Raw genomic sequence first — 13,112 nt, 5'->3', positions numbered from 1 at the left:
GGGCGCGAGCAGGCGGCGATCTGCGGCGCGGTGCTGGCCGCACGGCAACGGCGTATTCCGGTGATCCTTGACGGGTTCATCTGCACCGCCTCTGTCGCACCGCTCTTCGCGCTGGCCCCTGCGGCGCTGGACCATTGTCTGATCGGGCACCTGAGCGTCGAGCCCGGACATAAACGTCTGCTGGATGCGATCGGCAAGACGGCCGTGCTCGATTTCGACATGCGGTTGGGCGAAGGATCGGGTGCCGCGCTGGCGCTTGGTATCCTGCGCTCGGCGCTGGCGTGCCATAGCGGCATGGCGACCTTTGCCGAAGCCGGCGTGGCGGACGGCTGATGCTGCGCGCCCGGGTGGCAGAGGCGCGGCTGGCGATGCTGCTGCTGACCCGTATCCCCGTGGGATATCTGCGCGATCCGATCCCCGCGACAGGAGCCTCGGCCTGGGGCTGGCCTTTGGCGGGGGCGGTCGCGATGCTGCCAGCCGCTCTGATCTACTGGGCGCTGCACGCGGCGGGCTTTGGTCCGACGGTTGCGGCCCTTGGTCTGATTTTTGCCGCGACATTGCTGACCGGTGCGATGCACGAAGACGGGCTGGCCGATATGGCCGACGGGTTCGGCGGCGGACAGACCCGCGCGCGCAAGCTGGAGATTATGCGCGACAGCCGCATTGGCAGCTACGGGGTGATGGCCCTGATCCTGACGGTGGCGCTGCAGGTGGCGCTGATCGCACGGCTGGATCATCCTGCACTGGTCGTGCCTGCCGCGCTTGGTCTGTCGATGGCCAGCCGCGCGATGCTGCCGTTCTGGCTGGCGCGGATGCCCGCCGCGCGAACCGACGGGCTGGGGCACGGCGCGGCGCAGGTGCCGGCGACTTGCGTCTATATCGCGGTCGCCTTTGGCTTGATCGGGCTGCTGCCCCTGGGCTTTGGCGCGGCGGCGGTGATCTTTGCGGGGGTCGTCGTGGCCACCGCGCTGGTAGCGGCGCTGGCGCTGCGGCAAATCGGCGGGCAGACCGGCGACGTGATCGGCGCGATGCAGAAACTGGCCGAACTGGCGGGCTGGGGCGTCACCGTCTATCTCTTTGCCTGAGGCCTTCGAGCCGCGCGCCCCCTTTGACCGGCCGCAAATCCGATGTAGCAAGGGCCCATGTCGAAAAAGACCCTGAACACCGCAAATCTTGCCGCCCTCGGGGCGGAGCGGCTGGCCGAACTGTTGATCGAGGTCAGCACCGGCAGTGCCGATATGAAACGTCGTCTGCGGCTTGAGTTGAGCCACAACCTCGGCCCCGCTGAACTCGCGCGTGATGTGCGCAAACGGCTGGTCACGATCCGGCGGGCCAAAAGCTATGTCGGGTGGCGCAAGCGGACGGCGTTGATCAAAGACCTGCGCACCCAATCCGCGATGATCATCGACAAGATCGCCCCAGACGCCCCCGCCGACGCCTTCGACCTGCTGTGGGAGTTTCTAGCGCTTGCCCCTTCGGTCATGGATCGGGTGGACGACAGCAAGGGGGACGTGGGGGCCGTCTTTGCTGATGCGCTTGCTGAGATCAGCCAGATTGCCGCCCGCGCCCCGCTGGACCCGATCGCGCTGGCGGAACGCACGTGGGAGGCGGTGCAGGGGAATACGGATGGCGCTTTTGACGGGATTATCACGCTCATGGCCCCATCCTTGGGCGACAGCGGGCTCGCACATCTGAAAGGGCTGATCCAGACCTTCGAGGCCGCGCCACTGGACGCGACAGAGGATCACCCCGCCTTGCAATTCCTGCGCGAGCTGCGCGGGCGCAATGCAAACTACGCCGCACAACGCAAAAAACGCTTTGTCCAGATGCACCTGCGCGAGGTGGCCTTGGCGCAGGGGGATACGGAGACCTACATCTCGCTGTTTTCACCCAGCGATCTGGCGCGGCCCACCGTTGCGGTCGAGGTGGCGGCGCTCTGGTCAGCTGCTGGCAATCACAATGCCGCGCGTGAGGTGCTTGAGGGCGCGCGCCCCAAGGGGAAAGAGGCGGGGCGGCAGGCATGGGACGCGGCCTATATCCACGCGCTGATCGCATCGGGGCGCGAGGACGAGGCGCAAGCCCACCGCTGGCGCTGTTTTACCGAAACGCTCGACCCCGAGATGCTGCGGGCGCACCTCAAACAGCTCCCGGATTTCGATGATCTTGAGGTGGAGGAGGCCGCCAAGGCCCATGCGGCCACGTTCAAGGATCTCAACGCGACGATCGCCTTTTTCCTCGCGTGGCCCGACCTGCGCGGGCTTGCAGCGATGATCGAAGCGCGCGCCGAGACGTTGAACGGCACCCATGTCGCCCCGCTCTCTGATGCCGCCGATGCGCTGCGGGCGCGCTATCCCCTAGCGGCAGCGCTGTGTTGGCGCGCCATGATCGAAGCCGCGCTGTGGGAAAGCGCCAAGTCGCGGTACGCGCAGGCGGCAGATCACCTGATGGATTGCGCCGCCGCGGATATCGAGATCGAGGATTACGGAGCTTTCGAAAGCCACGACGCCTTTGTCCGGCGCCTGCGCAAACGCTATGCCCATAAGGCGGGGTTCTGGACGCGGGTCACCTGATCTGCGCGTGCTGGGTCTTTTCTTGCGGCGACGCGGGAACCAACAGGCACGCCGCGCGTATGGATGCATGAGTATTTTCAAACGCGCCGCCTTCGCCCCCATTGCCGCCCTTGGCTTTGCCCTTCCTCTTGCAGCTACCGCTGATGTGGTGGGCAATGTCGATGTGGACTGGCTGGGCAATGACATCGTGGTAGAGGCGGTCCAAGACCCCGAGGTCAAGGGCGTTACCTGCCATCTGGCCTATTTTGAACGCGGTCTGATCGACCGGCTGCAAAAGGGTAATTGGTTCGAGGACCCGTCGAATTCCTCCATCTCTTGCCGCCAGACCGGCCCGATCGAGATTGGGGACATCTCGCGCGATGACGAGGGCGAGACGGTGTTTAGCGAGCGCCGCTCCGTGATCTTCAAGACGCTGAAGGTCAAACGGATTTTCGACGAGGAAAACAACACCTTGGTCTATATCAGCCACGCGCGCGATGTGCAGAACGGATCTGCCAAAATGTCGATGTCGACCGTGCCGCTCTATGTGCCGACCAAATAGGCAAAGCTTTGCCAAGGCGTATCATCCGCTTTGCCCGCCCCCATGCTTCGGCTATTCTATGCCGAAGTCATAACAAACAAGGGCGCGGGCAGTATGAGCATTTCTCGAAGAAGTTTCACCGTCGGAGTGGCAGCATTGGGTCTTGCGGCCTGTAGCTCCGGCAACAGGGCAGGCAACTTTGCGCCGCGCAGCGATGCGGGGCTGGCACCGGACCTGCAACCCCAACCGAACGCGGGCTATGACGCGTGGGTTTCGGCGTTCAAGTCACGCGCTGCGGCGCAGGGGATTTCCGACAGCACGCTGCGTCGCGGCTTTGCAGGGGCGGGCTATCTGCCGGGGGTGGTCAAACGGGACCGCAACCAGACGGAATTCAGCCGCTCGCTTGAAGATTACCTTGCCATTGCGGCATCGGACGAACGTGTCACCAAAGGGCGCGCAGCATTCGCGCGCCACCAAGGCGTGTTGCGCCAGATAGAGGCGCGCTACGGCGTGCCTGCCGAAGTCGTCACCGCCGTGTGGGGGCTGGAAAGCTTTTACGGGGAACGGCGCGGGAATGTGCCGGTCGTGTCGGCGACATCGACGCTGGCCTATGACGGTCGTCGCGGGGCCTTTTTCGAGAAACAACTGATTGCGGCACTGCGTATCCTTGAGCGCGGCGATGTTTCGGCTGCCGGTCTGACCGGAAGCTGGGCCGGCGCCATGGGCCACACGCAGTTCATCCCCACATCCTATCAATCCTTCGCGGTAGATTTCACCGGCGACGGCAAACGCGACATCTGGTCTGACGACCCGTCGGATTCACTTGCCTCCACCGCCGCCTATCTGGCGAAGTCGGGCTGGAAGTCCGGCCAGAAATGGGGCGCAGAGATGGGCACCGCGGCGGCAAGCTCTGCCACACCGGTGCAGATCCTCCAGCCGGATGCGGGCGGGCCGCGCTTTGCGATCTTTAACAACTTCAAGGCGATCAAGCGCTATAACAACTCGGACAATTACGCGATTGGCGTCGGGCATCTGTCGGACCGTATCGCTGGGGGTGGGCCTATTCAGGCCAGCTTTGGCCCCGATAAATACGGGCTGACCATTGACGACCGCAAGGCGTTGCAAGAACGGCTGACCGCCCGCGGTTTTGACACAGACGGCACCGATGGTGTGATCGGCCCGAACAGCCGCAAGGCGATCACCGCCTATCAACAAAGCCAGGGGCTGCCCGCAACCGGTGACCCGTCGCGCGAGCTGCTGGCGCGGTTGGGCTGATACCGCGATGAAAGGATAATCCGCCCGCTTAGCTCGGGCGGATCAGGTCGGCGATTTCGGACAGTTTGCTGGCCAGCGGGCTGGTCTTGCGCCAGATCATCCCCACACGGCGCGTCGGTTCGGGCGCGGGGAAGGCGTTGACCGCCACCTGCGCCGACCGCGTTTCCACGGCGACGGCCATCTCGGGGATCAGCGTCACGCCGATGCCCGCACCAACCATCTGCACCAGCGTGGACAGGGAGCTCGCATCCAGACCCTCGCGCGCGGTTTCCGACTGCATATTGCAAAACGACAGGGCCTGATCGCGAAAGCAATGCCCTTCCTCAAGCAGCAGTAACTTCATCTCGTTCAAATGTGCGCTGCTGGGGACCGGCTTGTCGCGATCAGCCTCGGGGCGCACCAGCATGAATTTTTCGTCAAACAGGGTGACTTCGGTCAGGGAGGGTTCTGATACGGGCAGGGCGACGATGGCAGTGTCGATGCGCCCCTCCGTCAGCTCGGTGATCAGTCGCGGGGTCATGGTTTCGCGCACATGGATATCCAGCGCGGGGTTCATCTGGGTTAGCTTGGTGATGATCGAGGGCAGCAGATAGGGGCCGATGGTGGGGATGATGCCGATTCTCAGCCGGCCCATCAGCCCGTCTTTGGAGGCGCGCGCCATATCCTGAAGCTCGTCCACCCCCTGCAGGATCGCCCGCGCGCGCGGCGCGAAATCTACGCCAAAGCTGGTCAACGTGATATTCCGCCCGCCGCGATCAAAGAGGGGCGTTTGCAAGTTCTGCTCCAACTCCTTGATTTGCACGGATAAGGCGGGCTGCGAGATCGCGCAGGCCTCGGCGGCGTGGCCAAAGTGACGGTGATGGGCAACGGCCTCGAAGTAGCGAAGCTGTTTCAGGGTAATGTTGGTCATAGTTTATTTTTATCAAACTGATAGGAAATGCCAACTTAAACTAATCAATAACTGCTGTTAGAACAATTCCAGAAAGACGGGGCAGACCGTATCGTGCCCCCGACATCCATCCCCCGTGACGCGGTGCAAAACCGCGCACCAGACAGATAACATCGGAGACCACCATGGACGGAAATGACGTCGAAAACATCAGCAAATGCCCGGTCGTCGGCAGCCACGGCCGCAACTCAAACCGCGGTGCGCGGTCGTTGAACGAATGGTGGCCGAACCAGCTGAACCTCAAGCTGCTGCACCAGAACACCATCGATTCGAACCCGCTTGGGCCAGACTTTGACTATGCCGAAGAGTTCAAGAAGCTCGACGTTGATGCGGTCAAGGCTGACCTGCATGCGCTGATGACGGATTCGCAAGACTGGTGGCCCGCGGACTATGGTCACTATGGCCCGTTCTTCATCCGTATGGCATGGCACGCGGCAGGCACCTACCGGACAGCGGATGGCCGTGGCGGGTCCAGCACGGGCACGCAGCGTTTCGCGCCGCTCAACAGCTGGCCGGATAACGCCAACCTCGACAAGGCGCGCCGCCTGCTGTGGCCGATCAAGCAGAAATACGGCAACCAGATTTCCTGGGGCGACCTGATCATCCTGTGCGGCAATATCGCGCTGGAATCGATGGGGCTGAAAACATTCGGCTTCGCCGGCGGCCGCGTGGACCGTTGGGAACCCGAAGAAGACGTCTACTGGGGCCCCGAAGACGAATGGCTGGGCAACAAACGCTACAGCCAGGAACGCGCGTTGGAAGACCCGCTGGCCGCTGTGCAGATGGGCCTGATCTATGTGAACCCCGAAGGGCCGGACGGCAAACCCGATCTGCAAGGGTCGGCCAATGACATCCGCGACACCTTTGGCCGGATGGCAATGAACGACTACGAAACCGTCGCGCTGATTGCCGGGGGGCACACCTTTGGTAAGGCGCATGGTGCCGTGGGTGGCGAGAATGCCGGCCCCGATCCCGAAGCCTCGCCATTGGAAGCTCAGGGCTTTGGCTGGACCAACAAGCACGAGACCGGCCACGGCATCCACGCCCTGACCAGCGGGCTTGAAGGCGCATGGTCGCAGAACCCGATCAGCTGGGACATGACCTATTTCGACAACCTGCTCGGGCTCGAGTGGGAAATGACCAAAAGCCCTGCCGGTGCCGTACAGTGGACCCCAAAGAACGGCGACGCCGCAGGGACCGTGCCGGATGCGCATGATCCGTCCAAACGTCACGCGCCGATGATGTTCACCTCTGACCTCGCGCTGCGCGAAGACCCCGAGTATTTCAAGATCGCCACGCGCTTTCACGAAAACCCCGAGGAATTCGCCGACGCATTTGCCCGTGCATGGTTCAAGCTGACCCACCGCGACATGGGACCGATTGCCCGCTATCTGGGCAAGGACGTTCCCAGCGAAGAGCTGATCTGGCAGGACCCGATCCCCGCCGTGACGCATACGCTGGTCGATGACGCAGATGTGGCATCGCTGAAAGCCAAAGTGCTGGAGTCGGGGCTGAGCGTTCAGGAACTGGTGGCCACCGCTTGGGGCTCTGCCGCGACATTCCGCGGGTCCGACAAGCGCGGCGGTGCAAATGGCGCGCGCATCCGTCTGGCACCGCAGAAAGACTGGCCGGTGAACGAACCCGATCAGTTGGCCAAAGTGCTTGGCGTGCTGGAAACGATCCGCGCAGACTTCAACAACGCGCAGTCGGGGGACAAAGAAATCTCTGTCGCTGACCTGATCGTGCTGGCCGGTGCCGCCGGGATCGAGAAAGCCGCCAAGGACGCGGGCCACGACGTGACCGTCCCCTTCGCACCGGGCCGCGGCGATGCCTCGCTTGAACAGACCGAAGTTGACTCCGTTGCCTATCTTGAACCCGTCACCGACGGTTTCCGCAACTTTGCCAAGACCCGCTATTCGGTCACCACGGCAGAGCTGCTGGTCGACCGTGCCCAGCTTCTGACGCTGACCGCGCCAGAGATGACGGTTCTGGTCGGGGGGATGCGTGCACTGGACGTGAACGTGGGCCGCGCCAAACACGGCGTGTTCACCGATGCGCCCGGCACGCTGAACAACGACTTCTTCACCACGTTGCTGGATATGGGCACCGTGTGGTCGAAGGCGGAAGAGACCGCGACGGACGACATCTATGAAGGCCGCGACCGCGCCACGGGTGAACTGAAACACACCGGGACCGCTGTTGATCTGCTTTTCGGGTCGAACTCGCAGCTGCGCGCGATTGCAGAGGTCTATGCAGGTGATGTCGCGAAAGACAAATTCGTGACCGACTTCATCGCCGCCTGGACGAAGGTGATGAACCTCGACCGTTTTGACCTCGCCTAAGGGTAGGTAACGAGTGCCAAGGGCGCGGCCGGTATCCGGTCGCGCCCTTTTTTATGTCGTGGTGTCAATGTAACGGGGCTTAGCTGCCCGCGTGACGCAGCAGATGCGCCTGTGCCTGCTCTGCCGTGGGCGGGGTGCTGCTGCCCAGCAACAGCAGATGCCAGTAGAATTGCACCTCTGCCGGATCGGTCATCAATGCGGCAAAGCTGTCATGGTGCCACTGCACCGCCTGCGCGTGCGCATTGGCGACACCGGGTAGGGCGCGCAGGCGGGTGACCTCTGCCATTGTGGCGTCCAGCATCGGGTCAATCATCGTGTCAGTCACGGTGTTGAAATTACGCTCCGCCCAGTAATGCAGATCCAGCCGCTTTGTCGTCCGGTTGGGCAGGCCGCGCCCGCGTTTGACCATAAACTCGCCCGCGGAGCGCAGGGAATAGTGGTTCAGCCGCGCGCGCGCTTGGGTCTGCATCACGCCGAACAGATTGATCCGGTTATCATTTTCGGCAAAGCCCCCAGGGGCGGCCTGAACACCGCCGAGATTCCACAGCGGGCTGACACCGCGCTTTTTCTTGGGCCGATGCACGCCGAGCTTCTGAAAGGCAGCGGGTCGGTGCAGGGTCTTGAAGAAGCTTCCCGCAGGCAGAAAGAACGGATCAGGGGCCGCATGGCGAAACCGCAGCGGGCTGAGCATATCTTGCAACGCCTCTTGCCCGTCCGCGCCGAAAAACCGCCACGGCAGGGCAATCGCGTCGGTATCCGCGGGGACAGAGGCGATCAGATCGGGCAGCCTGCGCATCGGTGCTGCGAGGGTTAGAAACTCATCCGCGTCGAAAAACAGCGCCCAATCGGCCTGTTTCATCAGGTCGTGGCGGTCGGCCAGACGCATGGCCTGCCATTGCACCGATGTGTCGCCCTCCGGGGTGAAGGGCACATGGGTCACATCATCCAGCAGGTCCAGCAAGGCCGGCGTGCCATCGGTGCAATCATGGGTGAAGATCAGAAAATCCGTCACCCCCGCCGCGCGGTGATGCGCGATCCATTCTAGGCAATAGGGCCCTTCGTTGCGCATGCAGGTTACGGCAAGGATACGTGTCACGGGCGGGCGGTCCCTTGGGTCAGGATATCAAAGGTTGGGCAAATGACTCTCATGCGGGTCAGGGCAAGTCAATCTTTGCCACGGGCCGTGCCGCGCCGGCTTAGGATTGTTTACAAGCCGGGGTCGGCTAAGCTATCGTTCTGCCAATGTATTTGAAACCACCACGGTGCATTTCAGCCCCGCGTTTCGCGCCACCAGAGAGGCCCCTTATATCATGAACACCCGTCGCCCTGTCGCCTCCCTTTGGATTGGCGAAAAGCTTCATTATCTGAACCAGCTTTGCCTCAAGTCCCATGTCGTTGCGGGTCATAAAACGATCCTGTATTGCGCCGATAAAGTGGACAACGCCCCCGAAGGGGTCGAGGTTCGCCCCGCGTCCGAGATCATGGATATTGACCGCGAGCTGGTCGCCGCGACCAGCGCCTCTTTCCTGTCGAACGTGTTCCGCTACAAGATGATCCAGAAGACCGGCGCGATCTGGATCGACTGTGACGCTTTCTGCCACCAGCCTTTCCCCGAGGATCAGGAATATATCTTTGGCCGCCACGGCATGTCCGGCGCGCTCAACTGTGGTGTGGTGGGGCTGCCGCAGGAATGCGAGTTGATGGATCAACTGCTGGATTACTACGATAACCTGCCGGACTATCCCGCATGGTGGAACAAGAACCAGCGCAAGAAATACGACCGCCAAGACCCCAAACTGACCCACGCGCACCGCATCTATAACGCCGAGCGTACGGCTTTTGGCCCGCAGGCGTTCACCTATTTCGCCAAGCAGACCGGCCAGTATGAAAAAGCCAGCGAACGCGAGGTGCTGTATCCGGTGCCGTTTCAGTTGAACGACATCTTCTATGACCCGCATGGCCGCGTCGAAGGGCATTTCACGGACAAAACCCTATCTGTGCACCTTTATACCAATGGCACGAAACCGTGGTGGGAAAAGAACGAACCTCTGCCCGGTTCCTATGCCGCGCGGATGTGCGAGAAGATCGGGATCGACCCGTCCAAAGCGCTGCGTTAAGCCGCGTTACGAAGGGCCTTTGCCATCAATCTGAAACCGCACACCAGCCGGCACGGCAAGCTGCTGGCCATCTCTATGATGAAGGACGAGGCACCATTCCTGCTGGAGTGGTATGCCCATCACCTTGCCGTGGGGTTCACCAAGATACTCGTTTACACAAACGATTGTTCCGATGGCACCGATGACATGCTGATCCGGCTTGAAGAGCTGGGTCTGGGCTACCACCGGCGCAACGACATCCCCGAAGGTGTGAAGCCGCAGCCATCGGCGATGAAATATGCGCAGGCCGAACCCAAAGTCGCCGAGGCCGACTGGATCTTGATGTTCGATGCCGATGAATTTCTCTGCATCAACTATGGTGACGGCACGCTGGACCCGATGCTGGACGCGGCAGGGGATGCCAACGGCATCGTGATCACCTGGCGCATCTTCGGCTCTGGCAATGTGGTCGACTGGTCGCGCGATCCGGTGACCGAACAATACCTCTATGCGGCACCGCCAACGTGGAACAAGGGCTGGGGCGTCAAGACGCTGTTCAAGTTTGACCCTGATAAATGGAAAATCGGCATCCATCGGCCGTCGATCAAGAACAAGCATCTGGAGACCGGCTTTCCCGACACTGTGAAATGGCTCAACGGATCCGGCCAGCCGATGGAGGATTACTTCAAGTTCCGCGGCTGGCGGTCGATCCGGCGCACCGTGGGCTATCAATGGGCGCAGATGAACCACTATGCGGTCAAATCGGTCGACAGCTATGCGATCCGCAAGTTTCGCGGCAATGTGAACAACAAGAAAGACAAGTATAACGCCGACTACTGGTCGCTGCAGGACCGCAACGAGGTCTATGACGACAAGATCCTGCGCTATACTGAACGGCGCAAGCAGATCATGGACGAGCTGCTGACTGATCCGGTTCTGTCGCGTCTCCATTATGCCGCCATCGAAAAGGTCGAGGCACGGCTTGAAGAATACCGCGCGACCGACGCCTATGCAGAGCTGAAGCAATCGCTGCTTGAGGCATCCGAGGTGCCGATCACGCAGATCGTGGCCAAGCCGCCCAAGGCCCGCGACCCCGAAGAGATCGCCAAGCTGATGTCTCAGGTCGAGAAAAACGTCGCCGACCGCCCCGCCGAGGAACGCCGTAGCGTGCCGGAAGCCGCATTCGCGGATGTCGCAGAGGGCGGCGACGGGTTCGTTCCGGGCGACATTGACGTATCAGTTCAAACGGCGGTGGACTGGGTGCCCAACCACGACATCGCCCTGCCTGCGGATGTGCGTATCTTTGCGCAAAGCACGCTCGAGCTTGTGATGCGCGGCAAATACCAAAGACGTATGGCGCGCATGACCGGGCGTATGGTCGAGGATGGCCAAAAGGTGCTCGACCTTGGTGCGGGGATCGGTTTTCTGTCGATCCATGCCGCGCAAACGGTGTCAGGTGCGACGGTCCTCGCGCAGGAGGATAACAGCTCGCGGTTTGCGATCATGCGCGACGTGCTGGACCATAACGCGCTTGAAATGGGCGACCGTTTGTCCATGATCAACGCGCCGGTGATCTGCGACAACGATGCCGAAACCCTTGCGCGGGTGAACCAGATGATCGCGGACCATCAGCCGGATGTTCTGCGCATCAGCTACGAGGAACTGGGCGGCAAATTGCTCAGCCGGGTGACGCTTGGCCCTGTGACGCGTGTCGTGTTGTTCGGGCCTGCCGTGGCCGCGTTCCACGCACAACGGAGCAAGGTCAAGGACCCGAGCCTTTCGCCCGACCAGGACCAAAGCATGCCCGAGTTTGTTATCATCGAGCCAAAGCAGGCTGCCCATGCGACCTGAGACTGCTTTCCCGAAGGGGATGGCGGCTGCGGTGCTTTTGCCGCCTCGGGGATGGTGACATAAACGATGCTGAAGGGGGCGCGAAACGGCGCCCGACCCGCCAATAGGAACGTATCAAATGCCAGACCACGCCCCCAGTAAACGCGGTGTCCTTCTTCGGGCAAAGAACGGCGATGTGATCGGCTTTGACGAAACGGGCCTGCGCCTGAACCTCTCGGACAGCGTCATCGCGGATATCCACCGCCGCCTGCCCGCCGGAGGTCAGGTGCTGCCCGTCGATGCGGCTGTGTTGGGCGATGTCGATGCGTGGAACCTTCGAGAGCAGGGGGAATGGTATGTGTTTGACGCGAACCTGCCCGGTGCCCAAGGCACGCGGCAATTCCGGCGCAAGATCACCGCCGCCCCGGACGCCAGCGCGCCTGACATTATTGCCGACACGTCGGGCGCGGTCTTTGGCGTTCTGGCCATCGGGGGCACGCGGCGGGCGGTGACTGCAGATGAAACACTGTCCTTCCCCTACCATGTGGTGACCACCGGTGACGACTTGGGGCCCGCTGGGGCTGCGGGGACAGAAACGCTGGCACCCACTGACCTGATGCAGCGCCTGACCGAACAGACCCGCGACAGCCTGATCGCCGACGAAATTCTGCGTCGCAGACACGCGGAGCACCGGGCCTTGCCACTGCTATATGCGCGCACCGAAACCGACAGCAGCGCCAGCATCACCGCGTTGATCGACGGGGCCGCCTTTACCAGCTTTCATCAAACGGTCGCCAACCTTCGTGCCGCCGCGCGCGCATTGGGTAAACCGGCCAAGGTGCTGTCTGTGGGGCTTGATTTCACGCTCGAAGATGTTCTGAGCACGGGGCCCGAATGGTGCGCCGCCATGCACGCGCTGATGCGCCGTATCACGGATATCTTCGCCGACCACGGATTGCACAAGCCGCTATTTACGGCTGTCTTTGATGCAGGGACGCGGGATGTATCGGACTCGGACGTGCTGCGCGCGCAGTGGGATTTGGCATGGAACAAGGGCGGGCACGATCACGTCTACGCGGCACCGGGCTATATGTTCGCGCTGGATGAATTTGGCCGGCCCACAGATATCGCGCGGCTGCAAATGGCCGAGATGGAGGCCTGCGCGATCGAGGCGCGCAACAGCGACCAACCGTGGAACTGTCCCGTTCTTCTGCTGGCAGAGCGTGAGCCCGACAACCCCAGCGTGATCCGTTGCCGCGGGGAGGGGATGGGCCCCTTTGTGCTGGATGCCGCCGACCCGCTGAATGCCGGTGGTGCCTGTGGTTTCCGCCTTGAAGGGGACAGTGCCGGTGCCAAGATTACCAGCGTGCAAGTTGATGCCAAAGACCGTAACGATCTGCTGATCACCTGTGACAAGCCTCCGACGGGGGAGGGGCTGACGCTGTGTTATGCCATCGGGGCCGCACCCAGCGACGACGGGATGCCCGCCAATCGAGGGGCGCTGCGCGACGGGTTCTGCTATGCCAGCCG

11 protein-coding genes are annotated in these 13,112 nt (G+C 62.2%); 9 read left to right on the top strand and 2 right to left on the bottom strand.

Annotation, left to right across the window (positions count from 1 at the left end):
• The 5 genes from B3849_RS03670 to B3849_RS03650 all read left to right on the top strand — a co-directional run.
• On the top strand, positions 1-333 hold a 333-nt coding region (locus B3849_RS03670; protein ID WP_286779826.1), incomplete at its 5' end, for a nicotinate-nucleotide--dimethylbenzimidazole phosphoribosyltransferase.
• The gene (locus B3849_RS03665) at positions 333-1,085 is read left to right on the top strand and encodes an adenosylcobinamide-GDP ribazoletransferase (RefSeq protein ID WP_278424745.1); all 753 of its coding nucleotides are present in this window, start codon (positions 333-335) and stop codon (positions 1,083-1,085) included. The genes B3849_RS03670 and B3849_RS03665, both read left to right, overlap by 1 nt.
• A gap of 57 nt (positions 1,086-1,142) precedes the next feature.
• Positions 1,143-2,570, top strand: a complete 1,428-nt coding sequence (locus tag B3849_RS03660; RefSeq protein WP_278424746.1) for a DUF6880 family protein — start codon at positions 1,143-1,145, stop codon at positions 2,568-2,570.
• A 67-nt stretch (positions 2,571-2,637) separates the two neighbouring features.
• The gene (locus tag B3849_RS03655; protein WP_005852196.1) at positions 2,638-3,111 is read left to right on the top strand and encodes a CreA family protein; all 474 of its coding nucleotides are present in this window, start codon (positions 2,638-2,640) and stop codon (positions 3,109-3,111) included.
• A 93-nt stretch (positions 3,112-3,204) separates the two neighbouring features.
• The gene (locus B3849_RS03650; protein WP_278424747.1) at positions 3,205-4,365 is read left to right on the top strand and encodes a lytic murein transglycosylase; all 1,161 of its coding nucleotides are present in this window, start codon (positions 3,205-3,207) and stop codon (positions 4,363-4,365) included.
• A 28-nt stretch (positions 4,366-4,393) separates the two neighbouring features.
• Here B3849_RS03650 and B3849_RS03645 read toward each other — a convergent pair whose 3' ends face one another.
• Entirely contained in the window at positions 4,394-5,275 is an 882-nt protein-coding gene (locus tag B3849_RS03645; protein ID WP_278424748.1) for a hydrogen peroxide-inducible genes activator, read from the bottom strand.
• Positions 5,276-5,439: 164 nt separating this feature from the next.
• Between B3849_RS03645 and katG the strand changes: the two genes are divergently transcribed.
• A complete protein-coding gene (katG, locus tag B3849_RS03640; protein ID WP_278424749.1) occupies positions 5,440-7,656 on the top strand; it encodes a catalase/peroxidase HPI in 2,217 nt (738 codons plus the stop codon).
• Positions 7,657-7,735: 79 nt separating this feature from the next.
• On the opposite strand, the gene B3849_RS03635 is transcribed toward katG, so the two are convergent.
• A complete protein-coding gene (locus tag B3849_RS03635; protein ID WP_278424750.1) occupies positions 7,736-8,752 on the bottom strand; it encodes a glycosyltransferase family 2 protein in 1,017 nt (338 codons plus the stop codon).
• Between the two features lie 166 nt (positions 8,753-8,918).
• Here B3849_RS03635 and B3849_RS03630 point away from each other — a divergent pair, with 166 nt between their 5' ends.
• From B3849_RS03630 to B3849_RS03620, 3 genes are all read left to right on the top strand, one after another.
• A complete protein-coding gene (locus tag B3849_RS03630) occupies positions 8,919-9,773 on the top strand; it encodes a hypothetical protein (protein ID WP_278424751.1) in 855 nt (284 codons plus the stop codon).
• Between the two features lie 75 nt (positions 9,774-9,848).
• Positions 9,849-11,603, top strand: a complete 1,755-nt coding sequence (locus B3849_RS03625) for a glycosyltransferase family 2 protein (RefSeq protein WP_286779825.1) — start codon at positions 9,849-9,851, stop codon at positions 11,601-11,603.
• Between the two features lie 118 nt (positions 11,604-11,721).
• On the top strand, positions 11,722-13,112 hold a 1,391-nt coding region (locus B3849_RS03620), incomplete at its 3' end, for a hypothetical protein (protein WP_286779824.1).

The sequence above is a fragment of the Sulfitobacter sp. UBA4523 genome (assembly GCF_002388305.1).
GTDB classification, from domain to species: domain Bacteria; phylum Pseudomonadota; class Alphaproteobacteria; order Rhodobacterales; family Rhodobacteraceae; genus Sulfitobacter; species Sulfitobacter pontiacus.
This window is presented reverse-complemented; position numbering and strand designations above follow the sequence as displayed.